This window comes from Vibrio scophthalmi LMG 19158 (assembly GCF_000222585.1).
In the GTDB taxonomy this organism is placed as follows: Bacteria; Pseudomonadota; Gammaproteobacteria; order Enterobacterales; family Vibrionaceae; genus Vibrio; species Vibrio scophthalmi.
Genome location: NZ_AFWE01000112.1, coordinates 122,093 through 144,131, shown reverse-complemented (window position 1 = coordinate 144,131; position 22,039 = coordinate 122,093). Strand labels below are relative to the sequence as shown.

25 protein-coding genes are annotated in these 22,039 nt (G+C 42.2%); 6 read left to right on the top strand and 19 right to left on the bottom strand.

Features of this window, described 5'->3' with window-relative positions; genetic code table 11:
* From RH88_RS09755 to RH88_RS09730, 7 genes are all read right to left on the bottom strand, one after another.
* On the bottom strand, positions 1-1,360 hold a 1,360-nt coding region (locus tag RH88_RS09755; protein WP_005595408.1), incomplete at its 3' end, for a hypothetical protein.
* Between the two features lie 33 nt (positions 1,361-1,393).
* Entirely contained in the window at positions 1,394-1,651 is a 258-nt protein-coding gene (locus RH88_RS22935; protein WP_005595407.1) for a hypothetical protein, read from the bottom strand.
* 9 nt (positions 1,652-1,660) lie between these two features.
* Positions 1,661-2,239 carry a hypothetical protein gene (locus RH88_RS22725; RefSeq protein ID WP_005595406.1) on the bottom strand — a complete coding sequence of 193 codons (579 nt, stop codon included), beginning with the start codon at positions 2,237-2,239 and terminating at the stop codon, positions 1,661-1,663.
* Positions 2,236-2,463 (bottom strand): hypothetical protein, encoded by a 228-nt coding sequence (locus RH88_RS09745; protein WP_005595405.1) that lies wholly within the window; start codon positions 2,461-2,463, stop codon positions 2,236-2,238. The genes RH88_RS22725 and RH88_RS09745 overlap by 4 nt, the downstream gene beginning before the upstream one ends.
* Complete coding sequence (locus RH88_RS09740; RefSeq protein WP_005595402.1) at positions 2,451-2,672, bottom strand: hypothetical protein; 222 nt, start codon at positions 2,670-2,672, stop codon at positions 2,451-2,453. Before RH88_RS09740 ends, RH88_RS09745 begins: the two co-directional genes overlap by 13 nt.
* 12 nt (positions 2,673-2,684) lie before the next feature.
* Entirely contained in the window at positions 2,685-3,227 is a 543-nt protein-coding gene (locus RH88_RS09735; protein ID WP_005595401.1) for a phage regulatory CII family protein, read from the bottom strand.
* Between the two features lie 111 nt (positions 3,228-3,338).
* Positions 3,339-3,551, bottom strand: a complete 213-nt coding sequence (locus tag RH88_RS09730) for a hypothetical protein (RefSeq protein ID WP_005595400.1) — start codon at positions 3,549-3,551, stop codon at positions 3,339-3,341.
* Positions 3,552-3,642: 91 nt separating this feature from the next.
* Here RH88_RS09730 and RH88_RS09725 point away from each other — a divergent pair, with 91 nt between their 5' ends.
* Both RH88_RS09725 and RH88_RS09720 read left to right on the top strand, forming a co-directional pair.
* Positions 3,643-4,269 carry a helix-turn-helix domain-containing protein gene (locus tag RH88_RS09725; RefSeq protein WP_005595399.1) on the top strand — a complete coding sequence of 209 codons (627 nt, stop codon included), beginning with the start codon at positions 3,643-3,645 and terminating at the stop codon, positions 4,267-4,269.
* 3 nt (positions 4,270-4,272) lie between these two features.
* Positions 4,273-4,881 (top strand): RipA family octameric membrane protein, encoded by a 609-nt coding sequence (locus RH88_RS09720; RefSeq protein WP_005595398.1) that lies wholly within the window; start codon positions 4,273-4,275, stop codon positions 4,879-4,881.
* Positions 4,882-4,907: 26 nt separating this feature from the next.
* Here RH88_RS09720 and RH88_RS09715 read toward each other — a convergent pair whose 3' ends face one another.
* The 5 genes from RH88_RS09715 to RH88_RS09700 form a co-directional block, all read right to left on the bottom strand.
* Complete coding sequence (locus tag RH88_RS09715; protein ID WP_005595397.1) at positions 4,908-5,795, bottom strand: hypothetical protein; 888 nt, start codon at positions 5,793-5,795, stop codon at positions 4,908-4,910.
* A 2-nt stretch (positions 5,796-5,797) separates the two neighbouring features.
* On the bottom strand, positions 5,798-6,952 hold the full coding sequence (locus tag RH88_RS09710) for a DUF3696 domain-containing protein (RefSeq protein ID WP_005595396.1): 1,155 nt from the start codon (positions 6,950-6,952) through the stop codon (positions 5,798-5,800).
* On the bottom strand, positions 6,945-8,345 hold the full coding sequence (locus RH88_RS09705; protein WP_241212178.1) for a DUF262 domain-containing protein: 1,401 nt from the start codon (positions 8,343-8,345) through the stop codon (positions 6,945-6,947). Before RH88_RS09705 ends, RH88_RS09710 begins: the two co-directional genes overlap by 8 nt.
* Positions 8,346-8,458: 113 nt before the next feature.
* Positions 8,459-8,866, bottom strand: a complete 408-nt coding sequence (locus RH88_RS23870; RefSeq protein ID WP_241212177.1) for a hypothetical protein — start codon at positions 8,864-8,866, stop codon at positions 8,459-8,461.
* Between the two features lie 123 nt (positions 8,867-8,989).
* Positions 8,990-10,153, bottom strand: a complete 1,164-nt coding sequence (locus RH88_RS09700; protein WP_005595395.1) for a DNA cytosine methyltransferase — start codon at positions 10,151-10,153, stop codon at positions 8,990-8,992.
* A gap of 143 nt (positions 10,154-10,296) precedes the next feature.
* Between RH88_RS09700 and RH88_RS09695 the strand changes: the two genes are divergently transcribed.
* The gene (locus RH88_RS09695; RefSeq protein WP_005595394.1) at positions 10,297-11,328 is read left to right on the top strand and encodes a phage integrase; all 1,032 of its coding nucleotides are present in this window, start codon (positions 10,297-10,299) and stop codon (positions 11,326-11,328) included.
* A gap of 155 nt (positions 11,329-11,483) precedes the next feature.
* Here RH88_RS09695 and RH88_RS09690 read toward each other — a convergent pair whose 3' ends face one another.
* The 5 genes from RH88_RS09690 to RH88_RS09670 form a co-directional block, all read right to left on the bottom strand.
* Positions 11,484-12,527, bottom strand: coding sequence for a GMP reductase (locus RH88_RS09690; protein WP_005595393.1), 1,044 nt, complete (start codon positions 12,525-12,527; stop codon positions 11,484-11,486).
* A gap of 494 nt (positions 12,528-13,021) precedes the next feature.
* Complete coding sequence (locus RH88_RS09685) at positions 13,022-14,599, bottom strand: bifunctional ADP-dependent NAD(P)H-hydrate dehydratase/NAD(P)H-hydrate epimerase (protein WP_005595392.1); 1,578 nt, start codon at positions 14,597-14,599, stop codon at positions 13,022-13,024.
* A 181-nt stretch (positions 14,600-14,780) separates the two neighbouring features.
* The gene (locus tag RH88_RS09680; RefSeq protein ID WP_005595391.1) at positions 14,781-15,215 is read right to left on the bottom strand and encodes a PAS domain-containing protein; all 435 of its coding nucleotides are present in this window, start codon (positions 15,213-15,215) and stop codon (positions 14,781-14,783) included.
* Complete coding sequence (locus tag RH88_RS09675) at positions 15,215-16,225, bottom strand: response regulator (RefSeq protein WP_005595389.1); 1,011 nt, start codon at positions 16,223-16,225, stop codon at positions 15,215-15,217. The genes RH88_RS09680 and RH88_RS09675 overlap by 1 nt, the downstream gene beginning before the upstream one ends.
* Before the next feature lie 180 nt (positions 16,226-16,405).
* Positions 16,406-16,867 (bottom strand): TetR/AcrR family transcriptional regulator, encoded by a 462-nt coding sequence (locus RH88_RS09670; protein WP_005595388.1) that lies wholly within the window; start codon positions 16,865-16,867, stop codon positions 16,406-16,408.
* Between the two features lie 507 nt (positions 16,868-17,374).
* On the opposite strand from RH88_RS09670, the gene RH88_RS09665 reads away from it, so the two are divergent.
* Both RH88_RS09665 and RH88_RS09660 read left to right on the top strand, forming a co-directional pair.
* On the top strand, positions 17,375-17,671 hold the full coding sequence (locus RH88_RS09665) for a YfcZ/YiiS family protein (RefSeq protein ID WP_005595386.1): 297 nt from the start codon (positions 17,375-17,377) through the stop codon (positions 17,669-17,671).
* A 113-nt stretch (positions 17,672-17,784) separates the two neighbouring features.
* A complete protein-coding gene (locus RH88_RS09660) occupies positions 17,785-18,393 on the top strand; it encodes a hypothetical protein (RefSeq protein ID WP_005595384.1) in 609 nt (202 codons plus the stop codon).
* Positions 18,394-18,532: 139 nt separating this feature from the next.
* Here the strand turns inward: RH88_RS09660 and RH88_RS09655 are convergent, their stop codons facing one another.
* Positions 18,533-19,636 (bottom strand): 1-acyl-sn-glycerol-3-phosphate acyltransferase, encoded by a 1,104-nt coding sequence (locus RH88_RS09655; RefSeq protein ID WP_005595382.1) that lies wholly within the window; start codon positions 19,634-19,636, stop codon positions 18,533-18,535.
* Positions 19,637-19,894: 258 nt separating this feature from the next.
* On the opposite strand from RH88_RS09655, the gene RH88_RS09650 reads away from it, so the two are divergent.
* A complete protein-coding gene (locus RH88_RS09650) occupies positions 19,895-20,428 on the top strand; it encodes a cupin domain-containing protein (protein ID WP_241212176.1) in 534 nt (177 codons plus the stop codon).
* A 50-nt stretch (positions 20,429-20,478) separates the two neighbouring features.
* On the opposite strand, the gene RH88_RS09645 is transcribed toward RH88_RS09650, so the two are convergent.
* Complete coding sequence (locus RH88_RS09645; protein ID WP_005595380.1) at positions 20,479-21,834, bottom strand: alpha-amylase family protein; 1,356 nt, start codon at positions 21,832-21,834, stop codon at positions 20,479-20,481.
* Between the last annotated feature and the right edge of the window lie 205 nt (positions 21,835-22,039).

Genomic DNA, 22,039 nt, shown 5'->3' with positions numbered 1-22,039 from the left:
CAAACCCATGCCCCCATATCTTTTCAAGACGCTTAGCCCATGCACTAAACAAACGCTCTGGAACTGACCATCTCAACAGAAGATGTACGTGAGGATTGGGTTCACCATCTTCATTGGCGGGACACTCAGCCACCCAAATATAATGAAAATCTGCAGGTGTTTGCGTTGGACCAAACTCACTAGGCTTCACGTACTTCGCCACTTTCTCTTTTTCCAAATCGCAATACTTCTGATCTGAGTCCAAGTCCACTTTCACAGTATGATCGGCCGTCCATCCTCGCTGGTACATTTTCTTTGCTGCGTCTAGAAACCTCGATACTTCATTGCCAATCGTAGTTTCGAGAGTTTTCTCCATCGTAAACTCTTGCTCAGGCTTTTGTTTCAAATCGCAGTACGGTCCAGCAATAACATCGCCACGATTCATAACTCTAGGGCGCGGGTTATCTTTACTAGGCACCGTCCAGTATTCGCCACCTATATCAGTGATTGGATGCCAAGTTTTCTTTTCATTCCTTTTTGGGTGTACGGTTACCATGTTTCTCTTGTAAACAATCGGATGGTTAGCCCCCATCGAACGGCAATCATCTGCATCAAGCATCCCTCCGAACATGGCCAGGCGTTGCGCTTTGGTAAACGTCAACGTGAGAAACGTTGAAAAACCACCGTGGCAAGCTGCAGTGTATGCCCCCGATTCAAAAATTTTGCTGACCGAGCGTGAAGTCAATTTCTCTGAATAACGTTCGCCAACATTCGCAGCTGGTGCAGCGCTTGACGGAATTTCAGTCACAACCTGGAACTTATATGTTTCGTTCCACGAACGGTGCATTAACTGCATCGAAACTGGCGAACGCTTGGTTTCACCTCGTGCACGTCTACCGTTCTGATTCAAAATAGCGGGCGCAGCACGTTCTGCTGATTCGTACAACGAATGATGGTTAAAGTAGGCCTCCGTTGAGGCATAGACAGTTCTAGGGCGCAGAACCTTATTTAGCGTCATAACCTTGCGGATTTGACGCTCTCTTCTGACGCGAAATTCCTCTGTCGGACTTTTGCGCCCTTTGACTAGCCTATTGTCTTCGGCGATTCTCGCCGCCGCTTCGCGGTCGTGTTTTGTACGAAAATTTATCGCTTTGTAGTAATTAGTTCGAGCTTCAAGATCACTTTCTCGCTTTGATTTTCGATTAGAAACTTGGTCATAGATTGGAATTTTCTTAACCAAACCACTATCTAGAAGTGCTTGCTCTCGGTCTGAGTAAATTTTGGAACCTAAAAAACCAGCGTTATAGCTGGCATCATTTCGTTTAACTCTATCGAGGGGCATTACGGCCCCTGCGATATAGAAGAGATCTGAAACGTTCATTCCTCTAAATTTCCTAACTTATTCTCATCACGATCAACGACTGTACCCACGACCAAAATCTAAGCACCCATATTCGGTACATACATATGTCAATGAATTCGCCGCTTTTTTAACTCGCTTTTTAATCCCGTGTTTTTCTCGCAACTTCTCTAACAGAAAAAGCGACCTTTCACGCTTTTGAGGATCCGGATTATCCATCCCTGCCATATCAGGACATGGCAGGTGAAGTATTGATGTTATAGGTAAATCTGCGATGGATTTTGCTGGGTAGTAATCAATATCGTTGTTCATGATCAGGCCTTAAAATGGCAAGTAATCTAGAGGTGCCTGGGCGCGATTTTCTAATTCCCGTAAGCGCTCTCTTAAAGTCGGATAATTTCTCGATTTGTACCTAAATAATCGTTGCTGTAACGCCACTTGCTCTTTGCGTTCAGTGCCCGACACTGCGAAAAACCAATCAATTTTTGAAAGACCTTGTTTGGTACAATCTCTCTCAGCGCATTGCCACTGCATTGTTGTAACCATCACCAATTCAGCTAAATTGAATTTTGTATTTGCCTTGAAGTATTTATCGCTCGTACTCGCCTCACTACTATTTTTAATGAGACGCGAGAGGCGATGGCGTAACTTAAATAGGTCTTTCGAAGAGTACTCACCTCTAACCTCAAGTAACTCAATTTGCTCAACCGTGTAGCTTTTTCGCTTTTCATCCAATTTATTAAGCACTGCATTTAATGAGCAACTGTCGATAAACATCTGCGCACCAGCAATGGAATAAGCGGTTTTAACTTGCCCTTTCACACCAAAATCATAAAAGTAACGGCCATTAATCATGATCGCCTTAGCTTGTTTAGCTTGGTTTTCAACTACACTGCTCATATCGTTGCAAGCTCCTGAGTATCGACAACCATGTAACCACCTTCGCCCTCTCCTTCGCTTAACACACCGTGGCAGATGTGATTGCAGGTCAATTGATTACACGCTTGTTCAATTGCTTCATCCATCGACTCAAATTCACCTAGCGGTGTGGTTTCAGGTTCGAGAGTGTGTTTGTGGCGTTTCAGCGCTCCATTACCAAACAAGCGGATCGCTACATATTGCATTCGCTTGTCTCCGCTTCTTTTAAAAAGGCCAATACCACCTCACCAGCTTGTTTGTGAACGTCACGCCACATACGTACCAAAGAACTTTGCAAATGCGCTTGTCCTACAATTGGGTTCTCTTCGTATTTACCGATGTTGATAGTGGCTAAGTTCTGAAGATGAAGCGCTTCATCGAGTGTGTTGATTTGAATGCTAACTACGTTTTTCATATTGAGTATCCTTTAAGTCAGACCAGGAATAGGTGCGCCGTTTACGAAGAAATCAGAGCCCATTTGCATGAGTGGCTGAATACCTGTTGTTCGGCGTTCTAAATCATTAATGAGTAAAACGAGATTGCCCAAAGCAGATTGAGCCCTTGCTAGGGTTTTTCGTTTTACCGAGCGAGGAAGCCGCTCTGTTGAATGCATATCTAATGCGTCTTGAGAAATCTCACCCGACAGAACCGAGTTGATTAACACTCGCTCTAAGAAGTTTTTGTCTTCTTTCGAGTCTGGGATTGGCACAGTCACCACACCAAGATCAGCCATAAGCGTATTCAAGATGGTGAAGTCATCTGACTCTTTGCACAGAAGCGCCAAATCTACTGGGTCTAGCTTGTGCGGCTGCTCAGGGTTGAGTTTATTTCTCAACATGGTGCCGCTTTTAATCCCAATTCGAGACGCCAACTTTTCCATGTTGTGGTTAAGCGCGAAATCGCTACAAACAGCGTTGTACTGAGTTTGTTTGTGAGAGCGTAATTCGCACATTGAGCCATTTTCTTCCATAGCTAATACTCAAATGCATACAAGCGGTACGAAAACGAAACCCCAACCCACGACATTGAGCCACAACGGACAATGCTCTTTAGTTGGAATCAAGGAAGATAAGCACATGACCTACCCCATTCTTTCCATCGTTTCGCGTGTTGCTAGCTCTAGCAAAGCAACCATGTTGATCATCGGTGTTTCTTTCGGTTTTGATTTGCGTTTGATAGGTAAACGACCGTCTGACACCCAGTCGATAATGGTGCGCTTAGGCATTCCAGAGAATTGAGAGTATTGGTCGTACGTCATGAAAGGCGTATTTAGGACTACTTGATATGAGAGCATAGTGATATCCTGTTAAGTCATTGAATGTTTTATACCGGAATGATTAGTTGCACCTCATCATTCACCCAACAAGGCGAATATTAGATCGTATATGAGTGATTATCAAGGCTTAGATCGCCCACTTGAGTATTTAAAAGGGCGTGAAGTAACTGAAAAATTGAAGGAGATCACTAAATCACGTGATTTTTTGTCACTTGCTGAAGTGCTTGGAGTTCCAAAATCAACTGTCTCAACTTGGCACCAACGTAAATTAACACCTTATGAAATCATTTTGCGAACCCACTTACGTACTGGGGCGTCTGTTGCATATATGGCATTGGGTGAAGGTAAGCCATTTCCTGACCAAAACACTCATATGAGCAATTTAAGCGGTGATAACTCCAGCAGCACTATTGATATTGATTATTTTGAGCTTTCTAACGGCAAACTCGTAGACAATGAAACACTGGCTTTCGATAAGAACTATCTAGATAAGGTTGGTGCTTCAAACGTTATCGCAATCGACAATGACCACTCGACATACATAGTCGACAAAGACATACATCAAGCAGTAAGTGGCACATACCTAGTTGATATGGATGGTCTACTCTCGCTAAACCAAATCCAGCGTTTACCAGGCAAGAAGCTGGCGATCAGCTTTAATGGCTCAACGCTTACAGTCGAAGAAGATGAAGTGAAGGTTGTAGGCAGAGTTGCGTTGGTGATGGAGAAGAAGTAAAACATGTGCGAAGAAAACAGAGATACATTAACAAACGTCGAGGCGTATAAAATTGCAATCGCTACACGTAATTTTGAAATCGACCTCTACTGGAAACGCTCTTTGTTTTTCTGGGGTTTTATTGCTACAACTGCTTTAGGTTATGGTTCAAGCATACTCGCCGAACCTGCAAAGCAGAACCCTGACCTTGCTCTGTTAATCGCCTGTTTTGGTTTGATCTGCTCGGTATGTTGGAGCTTGGTAAATAGAGGTAGTAAGTACTGGCAAGAGCATTGGGAACGTAAAGTTACCGACTTTGAGGAAAACCTCGGTTCCTTAGAACTCTTTCGTGCAGAGGACAAACTAGATGATAGTAAGTCTTATTGGTTAGGAGCACGCAAGTACTCGGTGAGTAGAATTGCTATAGCACTAAGCGACTTTAGTGTTTTGCTATGGCTTAGTTTAATCGTGAACCACACACTATCATATTTTCCAAATCATATTTACTTGAGTAGTGATGCAAAAATTTTCTTAGCTATTTTAGGGACCTTTATATATTTGGTGCTAATACTAAATGTATGTAAGTCAAAATCATGGATTAGCTTTACGAATAAAAAAACAAGGGGAAAATGATAAAAAGCGGCGAATCACCGCTTTCATTATAAATGGTCACCAAGATGAGCAATTAGAAATTTGTTCTGACCTATTGTGGGCTTATAGAAACCAAAATACATACGATTACCAGCGTGGCGCTTACCCGTCTCATGTTGGCCATCAAAATAATGCAGTTTACAGTGGTATTCGCAGTTATACTTTTTAGTATCGCCATCAATTTCAAAGAAAAAGTCTAATTTTTTTTCTTCTGTATTCCTTTTTTTCTTACCACCACCTTCTTCACATGTTTCGAACTTTATTCGCCTATCAATGTAGTCGACATCTCCTTTTACATCTCCATCTTTTGGGACATAGCAGTTCATAGTATCAAACATTTCAAAAATACCATTGATAAAATTCTTGCATCCTCCTGCAATATTAGAAACATCATTGTACTTAGGATGGAATATCAAATTACGATAAATACCCTCAAATGCATCTGCATATTCAACTGATGTTAAGTTATTATTGATCACGATATGCTTTGAATAAGCCACTAGCTCGTTTTCATTATTAGCATTTCTTAACGAATCTTTAATTTCAACAGTTACAGGCAGTTCACCATAAATACATAACCAACGATTATCCTCTACAGGAGTAGTATTATTTACGAGTTTAATAACCTCACTAGAATCCAAATTTCTAGTTCGAGCCTTACTCATATTCCCATCATATAATAACGAAGCAAGAGCGCCTGCCTCTGGCACAGCATTTGTACCATACAATTTATCAATAGCATTATCATAAAAATCCGAAGTTTTTGAAAATCTGATGAATTTTTCCGAGTCCATTTTCTTAACTAAAGCAGAAGCTTCCGTTAAATTACTTATAAGTTTCTCAATTTGGCCACTAAAGTCAAAACTATCTAAAATAAAAAACACGTCTGCTTTCATCTCTAGCTTTCCTTTCCAGGAAGTTCAGTTTTTCCAGTCATGATTGTGAACATATCTTGAGCTTGTTGGTCGAAGAATCCATCAGGCCAATTAGAGAGTTTCCCATCTTTGGCAATAGTAATTTTATCTACATGACTCTGCTCTTGACCTTGTGATATGTAGTAAAGCGTAAACAGCTTAGGATCGAATCCCTCAACGAGCCTAGTAATTACACGAATACCATTTAACAAGTGGTCACTGTGTGTCTCTACAATAACCTGAACTCCAGCTTGAGCTGTTAGTGCAATAAGCCGACCTAAGTAGCTTTGACCTCGAGGGTGAAGATGCGCCTCTGGGTTTTCAATGATAACTAACCCACCTTTAGGAGTGTTAAGCAATGCAGTTATAATACCCAGCACGTAGCTAACACCAAAACCGACGTTTTGTGGTTTGATCTTACTTCGATAGTTCTGCCCAAATATATTAACTGATGCTACGGCTTCCTCGATCAAGTCGGGGTTCAGTTCTATCCCTGGGCTAATTTCATTCATCCATGCGTTAATCTGACGAAGCAATCCATCCCTACTTTCTGAATTGTGCATTCTTGGGTCAGCATTATTCTTGATAGGCACTGTTGAGCCTCCAAGATAAAGGGGTTTATGCATTTCAGATCTAGAGAGTACTTCGGATGTAAACTCTCCCTTCGCACCTAACCAGTGCTGGTGAAAGCGATTTCCTTCAATTAGGTCAAACCGACTCTGCGGACCTAGCCTTTCTGCCTGTAAGTATTGAAAGTTAGAAGCCAATTTTTCGAAACTTGATGGTAAATTATCAGAATAGCCGGACAATAAATGTAATTCACTACTTGAGTTGATTAACTCTCGATATCCCCAAGTAAGAATCAAGCCATCAACATTTACTTTAATCGAGAGGCTCTGATCCTGCCCAACCTTACCTGTATTATCTTTATGGTGAATATCATTAGCAAAACCAACTGTTGTAAGTTGACCGTTTAACTTTACAATTTTTTCAAACTTAGATTGAAGTGGAATTGAAAGAGCTTGAATTGCAGTACTTTTACCAACTGAGTTAGTACCACAAAAAACTGTCAAATCAGAAAACTCAAACTTTCTCTTTTTGTAACATTTAAAATTTTCAAGTTCGATAGACTTAATCATTATGAACTCCAACCGTTATCGGAGATAGTACAACATCAACACCAGTACTCTGCTTTAGAATTTCTCTAAATGATTCAAATCGGAATCGGACAGTTACATTCTTACCTGTAGATTGACTAATTGAATACAAGAATCCACGCCCTTCTTTTTCATATTTACTTGATTCCCACTGCGCGTAATCTGCAGAGTCTTTATCAATAGCTTCGTATAGCATATCGATTAGCTCATCACTATGTATCATAACTTGTTGAACTTGCTTCTCTGTTAACTCAGAAAAATAAGTAACTATCAACTCGAATAATGGTTTACTTAATGGTATTTTCCTTGCGCTATCTGGCACTTTCTTAAACGCATAATCACCAAAAACTTGCTCAGCTATCGCTACTCCATTTTTAAATTTATCCGCGATAACACTATAAGCAAGGTTAAGATCTTTAGGCAACTCAGCATTACCTTCATCAAGAAGATTTTCATTAACCAATGTAAGCTTGTGTTTATTCATGCTTTCCATTGCTTCAGAAAGGTACTTATTATATTGGTTATCAAAATTCATGTAGCCATTAAGCATAAAGGACAATGCAGATAAACATAATTCCATATCCTTTTGTCTATCTGACTTTATCTTCCAATGAGTAGCTGCTTTAAATTCAGATGTTGAAGCTAAATATCTCAAGAACTTAACACTCGAACCTTGGTTTAGCGCAGAACGAATTTCCTGATCACTTAATTTAACACCATACGTATTTATACGGTGGAATAGCTCTACGATAATATTGTCTTTATCTGTAGCCATATCAATCAAGTGGGCTGTTAATGGGTATTCACGTATCTTCCTTTGCTCAGCTCGCTCTAGGCCACTAAATCGCTTACCATTAACTTCTTTTAAAACTTCTAACCCATTAAGTTCAAATTCACCTCGCATAAAGTCATATATTGTGGTGATGCGTTGTAAGCCATCAACAATAATCCAGTCCCCATTTGGCTTCTCTGCAAAATAAAATACAGGTAATGGCAACCCCATCAATATCGATTCAATTAGTTTAGATTTTCTAGGCTCTGGCCAAACTCTATCTTTCCTTTGAAAATCTGGCTGAAGTTCAATCTCATCGAAACTTAAGCGATCATAAATCAATGAAACAACTGGGGTTAGCTGTCGTATTTTCGTTTTACCTGATGCTATAGGTCCACTTATTTCCTTTTCCTCAGAGTTTGCGATACCAGTCAACGACTCGTCATCGATCAGCTCATCCATTGATTTATCTGATTCCGGCGAATCATAATTTTCTTTAACGTTTTTGGGAATATGGAGTGTACCGTCTAAAGTAACAATAGATTCACTCACTTGATTATTTAGAACTAGTAAACTATTAATTGCGTTTTCTGCATCTTCCAAGACAATATCACCAGGATATTTTTTTGATACAGCATCAAAAGCACTCTTTAGCGTCTGAATAATTTCCGCCTGAGAGTTAGTGATTGCTTGATTCGATAAGGCTGTATAATTTTCTATTTTTTTCTAACTGCTCTAAGTTCTGCTGCTTGAAGTTCAGATAGAGAACCAAGATCATGCACGGATTGGTTACGTAATAGTAAGTGCTTACGATTCTTGAACTTGAAATGTTGGATGTATGGGAGATGCGCAAATACGGTCTCTGGTTGATTACGACTGCTACCACCTCCATACAAAGCTTGATCTACGTTACCAAAACCTTTAACTGTAAGCTCATTCCAAATATCTTCCAGCTCTCGAAAAGAACGAGCTGCCCCTCTTGTGTTTGGGCTATTAGATACAAAATATTTTTCGACTTGATAGTCTAAGGCCGTTATATAAATAGAGTCAGTTTTTGGATTTATCGATTGAAGCTCTCTTCCAACCAATTTTTCAATATCAGCTAAAACATCTTTAAAGTGCATAAGTGACGCCTAGTATGAATTATGTTTACTAGGAGTAGTTTACCATGACTTAGCGCCAAGTGTAGGCATGCGGCATATAACGTTGTGAAACGTATAAAAAAAGGAGCTGATAGCCCCTCTTTATTATAGTGATTTAAGATAAGTTTGAATTGTTTGCGCTACACCTTCGGCTGCAAGGTAGGGAACGCCATTACCTATGGTCTTAAACATATCTGAAAGCGTCATCGTTGGGGGGAAACAAAACTCTTTCGGCAACGATTGGATAGCTAAAGACTCCGCGGCACTTAAACGTCTATCTTTGTATGGGTGAAGATGTACTTCATTGTTACCATACGCAGCCGTTGGCGAATAGCGCCATCTATGCAGCCGCTTAAATGACTTCTTACTGTCATCACCTTCCAAAATGCTTTGAAAGCGATGCATTGATTTTGGCTGGAAGTGATGATTCGCATTAGGATGATTATAGACATCATTCAATTCAAACCAATGCTCAACCGTTAGCCCATGATATTTAATTAAAGATTCTGGGCATTCTTTTTCTGAATCTTGTTCATAATACTCATGACCAGGCCATACCTTCTTATCAAGGACTTCATCTCGATTAAACTTTACTTTCCTTTCCCAATTAAATTGAGATTCAAGCTCTTTTGAGTTGATTTCACCAACGCGAGATTTGTGGATACCAAACAATAGGATGCGATCTCTATCTTGAGGAACACCATATTCGATGCAGTTCGTTAAACGATCAGTCAAAACATAACCAGCTTCTTCTAGTCTATCTTTCATTGCATCATAGAAAGCTCGGTGCTTAACTGTTCTCCAAAGACCTTTTACGTTTTCAAACAAGAAAAAGTCCGGGGTATTCTGAATAATCGCGTCGATATAAACACGACTTAATTTACCATTCTCGCCTTCTGAACCCTTATTTTTCCCAGCTACAGAGAAATCAGGGCACGGTGGACCACCAATGAACCCAACAAGTGAATCGCTCTTGGCATCTTCAACATGATCGGTTAGTTCTTGCGCTCGATCACCTGTTACGAAATCTTCAATACTACCTAAGAAATGACCATATTTAGGCTCTGGTAATTCCATCACCTTTCTGGAGTACTGATATGCCTCTAAAAATGGCTTATGAAATTCGTTAATGAAACGAACATCAAACCCAGACTTTTCAAAGCCTAGATCTAAAAAGCCGCTTCCGGCGAAAAATGAAAAAATGATTGGTTTAGGAGAAGACAACGTAAAGCCTTTAGTGCGAAAAGTATCAATAAAACGACCTGCCATAGTACCTCATAACGAGGACCCGCGACACTCTATATTAACCTACATAAAACTACCAAACAGTGTTTCTTTTTTGCGAAATAAAACATTGTGGTACGTTTCAATACGGATAAACTGTATATTAATACAGTACAAAGATTCTTACCATGTCTATCCGAAACTTAAAAGATGGCTCACCCAAACCTTGGGTTTGTGATTGCTACCCAAGTGGGCGCAGTGGAAAACGTATCCGTAAACGCTTTGCGACCAAAGGTGAAGCTGTCGCTTTTGAAAAGTTCACAATGAAAGAATTGGACGAAAAACCATGGTTAGGAGCAAAAAGCGACTATCGGCGTCTCTCAGACGTTATTGACATTTGGTATCGACACTATGGAAGAACGCTAGTTAATGGCGATGTTATCTATCAGAAGTTCAAACTGATGGTTGAAGCCATGAACAACCCTATTGCCGCTTTGTTTACTGCAAAGATGTATGGTGAGTTCCGCAGCCTTCGAATGGCAGGACACATTAACTTTGTCGATAATCGGTGGCAGAAAGGCGCGCCAAGCGTATCAACGTTAAATTCTGAACTGGCGAGATTTAAAGCTGTGTTCAGCAAGTTAAAAGAACTGGGTGAATGGGACTTGCCGCATCCACTTGAAGAGTTGAAACCATTTAGAGAAGCTGAACGCGAGATGGCATTCATTCCTAAAGAGAAGCTTCCTCAACTCATTGAGTTAGTTACCCAACATAACCGCAGTGACATGTTGAAGATAGTCAAGATATGCCTTGCAACAGGCGCACGGTGGAACGAAGCGGCGCAGTTACGCGGTAGCCAGCTAAGCAAGTATAAAATCACTTATACCAATACCAAGACAAAGAAAAACCGTACTGTCCCAATCTCTAATGCGCTTTATGAAGAAATATACAAACCTCGCTCTGGAAAGCTGTTTGAAGAGTGTTATACGCCCTTCTGCTACATTCTTAAGAATAAACTAGGCATTTACCTTCCTAAAGGACAAGCATCGCACGTGCTTCGCCATACGTTTGCCAGCCACTTCATGATGAATGGCGGTAATATTTTGGTATTACGTGATGTGCTTGGGCATGCCGATATTTCAATGACGATGCGGTATGCGCATTTCGCTCCCGATCACTTAGCAGAGACCATTGAAAAGAACCCTCTCGCCTTTCTATAAATGCATATATTCGAATAGACATGCACTTTTCAACATTTGCACAAAATTAAAGTGTCTCAGGTGTAGACACTTTGTAGACACTTTCCAAATTTCAGGCAAAAAAGAGCCGCAAAAAGCGGCTCTTAATAATTCGTTTTTTCCGAGTAATGACTAAATCACTCTTTACCGTATACGTTGTTTTCTTGCTCTTGTACGCGGATAAATGTCGTGCGCTTCGTTAGCTCTTTAAGCTTTGCTGCGCCTACATATGTACACGTTGAACGTACGCCACCAAGAATGTCAGAAATCGTTTCATGAACGCTGCCACGGAATGGCAATAGTACGGTTTTTCCTTCAGCTGCACGGTATTTTGCAACACCACCAGAGTGCTTCGCCATCGCTGATTGTGAAGACATGCCGTAAAATTTCATGAACTTCTTGCCGTCTTGTTCAATCACTTCGCCGCCTGACTCTTCGTGACCTGCAAGCATACCGCCAAGCATTACAAAATCAGCGCCGCCGCCAAATGCTTTTGATACGTCACCTGCACAAGAACAGCCGCCATCACCGATGATCATGCCACCTAGACCGTGCGCTGCATCACCACACTCAATGATTGCAGAAAGTTGTGGGTAACCAACACCAGTTTTAACGCGTGTCGTACATACAGACCCAGGGCCAATGCCCACTTTCACGATGTCTGCACCCGCAAGGATAAGCTCTTCACACATATCGCCAGTTACAACGTTACCCGCTGAGATCACTTTGTCTGGGAATTCAGCACGTACTTTCTCTACGTATTCAACAAGGTGCTCAGAGTAACCGTTAGCAATATCAACGCAGATAAAGATCAGCTCATCTGAAAGTGCCATGATGTCTTTGGTCTTCTGGAAGTCAGCTTCAGAAGTACCGGTTGAAACCATCACGTTATTCAACTGTGATTTTTCAGCGCCTTGAACAAACTCAGCCCAATCAGCCACTGTGTAGTGTTTGTGTACTGCGGTCATTACACCATGCTCAGCTAAGGCTTTAGCCATCGCAAAGCTACCCACAGAGTCCATATTCGCAGCAATCACAGGTACACCAGACCATTGACGACCGCTATGCTTGAATGTAAAATCGCGGGTTAAATTAACTTGAGAACGACTTTTTAAGGTAGAACGTTTCGGGCGAAACAGTACATCTTTAAAACCTAACTTAAGTTCTTGTTCGATACGCATTGTGTAATTCCTTGATTCATATAGCTATGTGTCACTGCAGAGTGCGTTAGTAATGTCGTTTGCAGACGAAATTACTAAATGTCGGACACAAAAAAACCGGAGCGTTTGCAGACGCTCCGGTTTTCAGCATTATAGGTCGTGATTTCTTTCTCGCAAGTCTGATAATTCGATTTTTTTTATGCTACAGTTGGGCTTCCTTGCATATCCATTAAACTCAACCGAGTTAACCTTTCTACAAATACTCTCACTTTTCAGCAACTTAACTTCGATTATTGCCATTCGATTACGCAAAGGTTTGCGTGACAGTCTTAATAATCAATTCTCGCCCCTCTCTCACACGACGATCCAAGTCACGTTTTTAGTAAGAAGCGCCGCTAATTCGCCTATTTTATCATTCTCTTTTTGGTGTTTTTTTTCATACCAACAGCACAAATTTCAGCTTAAATCTAACGGAGTGAGAAAAACAAACGCTCGCGTATAGCTCGCATTCACACTCAAGCGCATTGAATTGCATAGCGCAAGTCATCAATAACATCGGAAGCGAGGAGACCACATGGTCCATTTGCCTCTGCATTTAGATCGGCAGCATAGCTGTGCAGCATAACCCCAACACGCGCAGCCGTCATAATGTCCAATCTTTGTGCTAATAATGCGGCGATAATACCGGTTAATGCATCACCCATTCCGCCACAAGCCATTCCGGGGTTTCCCGTAGAGCAAACATACGTCTTATTACCATCACAGATCAGAGTGCCCGCTCCCTTTAATACCACTACGCCGCCATAAATTGCTTGAAGATTGTAAACAGCACGATAACGATCAGATTCAATCTCTGCCACACTGGTGTTTAATAACCTCGCAGCCTCACCCGGATGAGGGGTAATGATACGGTTGTCATCAATATTCGGATTAAGCGCCAATAGCGTTAGAGCATCCGCATCAAGTACCTTTGCTTTGTCACTCTGAGCGACCATTGCAGCCAGTTTTACCGCCCATGTAGAGGCATCAGGTTGCAACTCCTGTTGTTGTGCAGCACCACCTTGAAAACATCCCAGCCCAGGGCCAAACGCAATCACGTCACACCAACTCAATCGATACTTCACCTGTTGCATCGTCCATTCAGCAAACATCGCTTCAGGGCTTGAGATCAAACCAGCATTAAGGTGCTGAGACTCGGTTAAACATGCAGTTAATCCGGCTCCTGCTCGGAGACATGCTTTGGTCGCAAGCAAAATCGCCCCTCCCAAGCCTGTACCTCCGCCAATCAATAGCGCCTTACCATGAGTACCTTTGTATGCTGACGGTTCTCGCGTCTTCAACCGCTGCAAAATAACTGGAAAATCCAGCATGGCACTCGGCGTTTCGATATTTTGGAAAAGCTCGCCTATATTCACCGTCGCCGGTTGACTACTAAGCTCACTATTATTTGCGATATTCTTAGCCGATATAACCAATGGCGAATAATGCAGTTGCCCAACATAGCTACGTGCTTTCCCTGTCACTAACCCTTGTTTAATTCCAATAAAGGTTATTGTGTGCGCCGCTTTTATACTGTTACCTAATACGCAGCCACTGTTGCTACACAGCCCCGACGGAACATCCACCGCGACAACGGGTATATGGCTTCGATTAATCGCCGTAATCACGGTTGCAATTTCAGGCCTAACATCGCCACTTAATCCCGTACCTAACAACGCATCGACCACGACATCACAATCAGAAACTTGCGCCATATCGAAAGGAATCGTCTTCCCACCAACAGCAATAAAATCCTCATAAGCGCGCTTGGCATCACCACTTAGCTTGGCTGGCTCAGACATTGCCGTTACACGAACATCGCCACCTTGCTGCAACGCAAGTTTTGCCACCACATAACCATCACCACCATTATTGCCGCCACCACACAACACCCACAGTTTTTCTTGGTTACCATAATGCTGCAAAACACAGTCATAAACGGCTTTACCTGCCGCCAACATTAGCTGATACATATCAATGCCGACTGCACGAGCCACTTTGACTTCGCCGCATTTCACTTGTTGTGAACGGTAGAGTTGGCTTGGTAGCGTCATGTAGATCCTTCCTTTGAGCAATAACCGAGACAGTACGCAGCTAAAGATAGCTAATTGGTACCGCTGCGAGTAGTAAAAATGTATCGCTTCAGATAACAAAAAGGCTAGCTCATCACAAGCTAGCCTTCATTAGTAATTCATCAATAACTGAGTGTGATTACACGCACCATGTAGCTGACGTTTAACGCTTAGATGATAATGCTTCAGCCGTCGCATCTTGAATGGACAGAAACAACGAGCGGATCTCTCCGGTTGGTGTACGCATCGGATTCAAGGTGATGTTCTGGTACATAAAGTCTGCCTGCTGGGTAATCGGTCGTACATTACGGCACTTAAATAAGTACGGACGTTGCTGCCAAGTAATAAAACTACGGCAACCCAGATCGTATACAGGCTTGGTTTTGAGTTTAAACCACTCTTGTGGGATCTCTGGAAACAAAGTAAAGATCGATTTACCAATCGCATCGTGAGCTTGAATGCCACTGTGGTGAGTCATGAAACCATTCCACACTTGAACGTTATGATCACGATCGAGTACCACTAATCCCAGATCGACGTTTTGTACCATGTCGACCATCCAGTGAAACTGCTCAAACTCAGCAGGAAGATGTAACATTAGAAGTCCTCCATTAAGTAAGACAACTTACTATCAAGTAGCGGCAAAGATTCATCGACAAACATAAATAAGAGATCACAGCGAATAGAAGTGCCATCAATCGCGTAGCTCACTTCAAACGTCATGGTTTTGCTAAAAGAGCCCGTCGTCGATTGGATTACGGAATCAATGGAAATATGCTGACCTAATAGCACTGGCGAGCTTTGGAAGAAGCGAACTTCTGCTTGTGCACCTAAGCCATTTAAGAAAGAGCCAACCAAAATATTGGAGACATCCATCAACAGCTCTAACTCTTCAAGTTCTTCACTATCAGCAGGCACTTTCATCAGTTTTTTCAGATCTGCAACACTCGAATCACTGAGTAAAACCAATGCTTCACCTGCAATACCTTCGCCACTGAATCCTTGGCAGACTCCCGAAACCTGATCGTTATTGGCTAGATCACGCAGTGCCATGTGCAATTCGCTTACTTCCAAGATAGCAACGTTAGGCAAAGGTAAATGAACAAACACATCAAAGTGGCGTGCAAGCGCATCCGCGGCGCGCCCAATTGAAACGTTAGCCACTTCCATATAGATGTCGCGACGACGCAAACTTGGGATATGTACAGGCGTCATCATAACCGGAGCGGCAGGACGACTTTCAGCTGGCTCAACCAACTCTCTCAGGACACTTTTCAGTACATCTTGATCAATCGGTTTTTGAATAAACGCTTTCGCGCCTAGAGACATTACGCGCTCTTTTGCCTTGGGCTGAATATCCCCAGAGACCACGACGACATTAATGTTTAAACCACGTTTTTGAATTTCTTCTAACGTACCAAAGCCATCAAGCTCTGGCATGGTTAAGTCCAAAAACATAATTTTAAATGATTGGTTCGCCAGCTTTTCTAACGCATCTAAGCCATGAACGGCAAAAGTTATCTCAGCATTCAGTGAAGCAGGTAATGAGCGAGCCATCTGTTTGCGTGCTAACGCCGAATCATCACAGATTAAAACGGGATAAGACATCGTTGTACCTACTGCTATTGGTTTAATTTATATTCAAATTGTAACAGATAGTTATAGGGTCAGATACGGTTTAATCGGAGAAAAAACACACCTGATGATAACTCTGAACTGTTGTCTAATTTACGGTACAAAAAAGCCAGCGACGAACGCTGGCTTTTAACAATTTTCAGTGACTACTTTTTAAGAGGCCATACGAATCAGAGACTTACCGATTAGCCATTCCAACTCTTTCGCACTATCATCGCCAAACTTCATTTCAACGGTTTTGTACAAACGCTCAATACCTTTCGCTGCAAATTCATGAGCACTCTCTGCCGTAACGATATGGTGGAAAAGTAAACGTAAAATGGCAAGAAACTCACTATCATCCAATGCCTTTACCCAGCTATCAGAAAAATCATTTAAGCTTGCATCAAAATTCAAGTGCTCAACAAACATCTTGAAAATACGACCATCTAACGCGGCTGAAAAGTCTGTTTTCTTTGGAAAATGGTGGCTGATACCGGTGCGAGACACGCCAGTTTGTTGGCTTAACGTGGTGTATGACATCTTGTCATAACCAAGACGAAGAAGTTGGTCAACGACTGCGTCCATGATTTTCTGGATAGTGATCTCGGTATCTTCTTTACTACGCTTTGGCATGTCTAGGCTCTTCTCTTCGTAAATCCGTCTGACCCAAAATGAGTCAATAAAAAATAGAGACTCGCAATATCTATCTGTGGAATCTATTTCTTTGTCAGCAGGAACAACGTGTTACTGCTAATTTTTTCGACACTAGCTTACCATGTCGATAGATTTCATCAGTGCTATATTGCTCGTGGAACACCGTTTTCTCATAAATGATGCAAAAGCAACATAAATAGGAATGCGAGTCATTAATATTATATATATTGAATTATGAATAATGTTACAAATTTAGACTACTTACAACTAAACGCACATCATTCTGACCGAATAATTGCAATTCAATTTGTATCTATATGAACAGTATCACACAAGAAAATGTACATAATGTTGCGTAATTGCATGAACTTTATTAATTCATCGAGTATGTGTCGTTGAAAACATCCCTCAACATCACGTCATTTCTGTAGATTATGTTCAAATATACCGATAAAATATCCATGATTTTTTTAAGAGGATTGTTCGATGAGTAATGAATTAGAAGCTCAAGTATGTGAAGCGTGTGGCTGTGCTGGTGAAATGGGCTTTATCATTAAAGAAGGCGATGACGTAGCAGAAGTAACGATCTTTTCTCAAGATCAAGCGCTACTAGAAGCTGAACTGGCTAAGTACGTTGATCTCGCAAAACAAGTAAATGCAGCGGTTGAATATCAAACTACAGATATCAATGCTGACTCTACTGAATTGACCGCTCGCTTTAAATTCGAAGTTAGTGCTGAAAAACTGATCTTCGAACTAAAAACTCGCTCTCTAGTGCGTTAATTCCAAGGCGGGCACTCGCCCGCTTTATCTTGCTCCCATCATTGACGAGCAAAAGTTGACCTTGTCTTGTGGGTTAGGAATACTAGACACTTCTAATCTAAACAATGCCTACTATGACTCGACCTGTCACAACTCTCTGTTTATTCTTTTGTGTGTTACTTTCTAACTCGGTTTCAGCACAAAAACTCGATTCATTTCGCACGCTAAATCACCTCGACAACTACGGTAACTTGGATTTACGCAATAAGCCCTACACCGAATTTGCCGATGGGTTTACCGTGAAAGGCAACCTGAACATTGCTAAAACACAAATCAAACGCCTACCCAAAAGCACGACGATTGGGGGTAACCTCGAAGCCTCAAACAGCGAACTCATCGCCATCGGTAAAGGATCTAGTATTCGCGGTTACGCCAATTTTCTTGGTGCTAAAATCAAGCGTTGGCCTGCAGGGATAAAAGTGGGTGGCTATCTGAATTTCACCGATACGCCCCTCGAAAAGCTACCCAACCGCTTGCGAGTAAAAGGGGATCTTAGCGTTATGCGTACGCCTTTAACAACGTTGCCTGAAGGGCTAGTGGTAGAAGGAAATCTGTTTTTAGGTGGTTCTAAAATTGGTGAGTTTCCCAATACCATGACAGTGAATGGCAATATCTTCCTTGGCGGTAATCATATTAGCAAGTGGCCAGAGAATCTCACTCTCGGCGGAGCCGTTGCGCCGTAATGAGTTGCGACGTAGCTAGTTGCGCATAGTGCTATGTCACACGCTCAGCCAATCTCCCCCCGTCATAAAAAGTAGCTAAGAAAAAGGGTAGCCGAAGCTACCCTTAGAAACTCGTGTGTTGCCCAGTAGCTACCGAGCTCTATTCAGCTTGGTTTTTTACCGGATTTGCATAGCTATCAATCAAAAAGGTATGTGCACCTTGAGGTAATTGACTGAGCTTTTGTTGCAGCAGCGCTTTTACGCTCTCATCCACACTCTCATCACCGGCCGCTAACAGGTTAATTGGGAACAATTTGTAGTTAGCATGAATTTGGCGATCAATCTCGGCGGCAAGTTCATCTGGCGCAGAAAAGGCTTGCTCAATCACATCACCAAACGCAACATTGATTCGGCCTTTATCGCCCACAATGCCTTGGATGATACTTTCGATATCTTCAAATTCACCTTTCTCGTAACGACCATTGACCGACTTTTCGTACAACTCTCTGGCTTTCGCTACATCGCAAGGGTCATTCTCATAAGAGATTGAAACTGGCACAATTTTTAGTGACTGAATGTACTCGGAAAAATCGATTTTTTGCTTACGTCCTTCAACATGAAACATTTTTAAGATTGCAGGCTCAGTAAAATCATTCCCGTCTTTCGCTCGCCCTTCTCTTTGCGCGATCCAAATAGAATTGCCCGTTTCTAGGGAGTGCTTGATGTAAGATGACAAGGTACTCAGTGCCTTCATCATTTCACGTGGCCCTTTCGCTGAACGCTTAACAATAAAGCTCTTATTCAAACGCATCAGCTCTGTCGCACACGGTTTTTTCAGTAAATTATCGCCAATCGCGATACGTACCGTATTATGACCATTCTTGAATAAACCGTAGTTAACCAGTGCTGGATCCATCGCGATATCGCGATGGTTTGAGACAAATAGGTAAGCACTTTGAGGATCGAGTTTCTCTAGCCCTGTATAGGTGACACCTTGAGTGGTGTTATTGAGGGTTTGATGGAGGTACTTTTTCACTTCAAGCTGAATCGCTTCAATCGAGTTCAGCTTTGACCATTTAAATTTCAGATACACTTTGACCAACGGAGCCATAAGCGTTTTGAACCATGGCGCGTGGTTAGAGAAACGATGCTGTAAGATGGCAGAGATAAACTCTTCATCTTGTATTAGGCGGTCAATTGCCGCTGGAATTTCGTCATCGTGATAAGGACGAATTTCAATATAAGGATCAGTGTTCGCAGTCATTAGGGTCTACATTAGTGACAAATCGCGGCTCATTCTACGCATAGAATCGCCTCTTGGCAGCATTAGAACACGCATATTTACTAAGGTCAGACCAGAACGCCATACTCCTGATAGCTCAATCAATGCTGTTAATGGCTTTTTGAGTCGAGAAACGGTAATCTTAGCGCCCCATATTTATCGAGCGATACCATGCACTACGCTATTTCTCATCAGACATCTGATATTCAATTTCTATCCGTCACACCCCGTAAAAAGCTGATGAAGCACACATTACTATCGGTAGACGATGGCTTAGTACTGGTTCGATTGGGAAAAAATGAATATGCCATCAAGCCAGGCCAAGCGATGTGGCTACCGTTTGATTGTTTGACCTCAATTTGCTGTTTGCCACAAACCCGTATGCACACCGTAGAGCTTTCTTGCCGTGTAAGCAGTCCACTGCCTAAGCAAGCGGGTTACATCGAACTTAATGAGTTATCTGCCGCCCTGCTCAATCGCATGGCAACGCTAGCAGATGATCATCAAGCGAAAATTAATTTGCTCACGGTATTGCGTGAAGATCTTCACCACTACACACCAACGTTAGAACTAGACTCATTCAGTGATCAGATCTCACGTTGGCAGCCAAACGTAAGCAGTCCGCTAGATCAAAACATTCAAGTGGCACTTCGAGTCCGTGAAGCGCGTAAGCGCCTGCTATCAGGCCAAGGTAAAGCCAAAGTTATTAATGAGCTATTCTCAGGTAGCGAAGAAGCTTACCACGCCATCTGTCAAACCGTGCTAGGTGAGTAGTCTTGCAATGCGAGTTGCCTGATTTGTCATTGATTAACATTTGTCATTAATTAACTCACGACAGGGACGAGCATCGCTCCGCTGCGAGGAGAGACTTCAACCACAAGAGTCTCTTCTCGTTCACAACGACTTTTAAGTAACACGTCTCGCCACTCTCCTTCTACTGATAGTTCAAATCGTTGGACTTTGCTCGATTTATTAAGCAGCACGATACCTTTTCCCGCACGAGAAAAAGCCAACTTCTCATCACTCGACTGCAAAACCGTCATTGGGCTTCCGTGCATTTGGTTATGAAATTGAATCATGGCTCTCATCGATGGGCTTTGCCACTCCTCTTGCCAGCGGGGAATACCTTGTTGGTTTTCAAAACCACTGGTATTGAGATCGCTATACACCAATGGCACGCCCCCATCACGGCCAAACAGATAGATGTAAGCAAGCGCTTCCCACTCTTCCTCCATGACCAAACCCGTAAATACGGCATTGTTGGGAATATCATGGGTAATAGCAAAGGTCACCGCACGACTTTCAGCTAGTGCTTGGCCCAAACTGTATGGGTTAACCAGACTGGTTAATGTACCCGTTGGTTGAAAGGCGTCCAACAATGTTTGAAACAAAGGAAAATCATACGCGCCCATAGGTGTGCTCGCTAAATAGGGTTCAAGAAAATCTTGATACTCCTGTTTACTCGCCCCGCCATCCGTAATGATTTCGGCAAAAATATGCACACCTTCACAGATATCTGCGCTCCACACCTGCGTTAAATGCTCCAACGTCATATGCTTCGCCGCATCAATTCGAAATCCTTTCACCCCCAACTGCTTTAATGCAATCAAATAGGCACGTTGCTGAGCAACCACATGGCTATTGTCCATTAACGTTGGTAAGCCTGGATCATGCTCATCTCCAACAAGACGACCATGCTGAACTTGCCACTTATCACCCCAGTCAGAAATACTAAATGCTTCCACGAAATCGTCTTCACTAAACAAAGGGGTCGCAAGATCACCAAACAGCTTTTGCGCTTGATAGTATTCACTTTCTTGTTGATATTGAACGAGAATCTCATCATTGGGGTATTGTAGATCGTGACGAATATCCGATTCATTCGCCATATGGTTAAACACCACATCAACATAGACGTGGATACCATTTGCTTCCAACGTCGTTATCATCGACCGTAATGATGATAAGTTACCGAGTTGATTGTCGATCACACGATAATCTTGTGGCTGATAGCGCTGCCACCAAGGTGTGCCTTGGGGCAAGCATAACGACTTCATCGCAGGTGAAATCAGCACAGAGCGATAGCCCATGTGGGCGATTTTCTCTGCTTGCTGTTCAATCAAACTATACGGCCAATCAAAAGCGTGCAGAATCACATCCGTATTATTAATCTTTTCCATAGCCCACTCTCAATGGCATGTTCACTCTCCTTTGTAGTGACATCGTACAGTACGATAGCCTAACGTTTGTTAACGTGATTTGTCTGTTATATCAAACACAAACATCACTAACGAGAAAAAGTTGTTCGGCTTATTCTGTTGCTCAGTATGCTACCACTCAATGCCTTTGCTGATAAAAAGCGCCCAAGTTAATAGCCGATTTTTC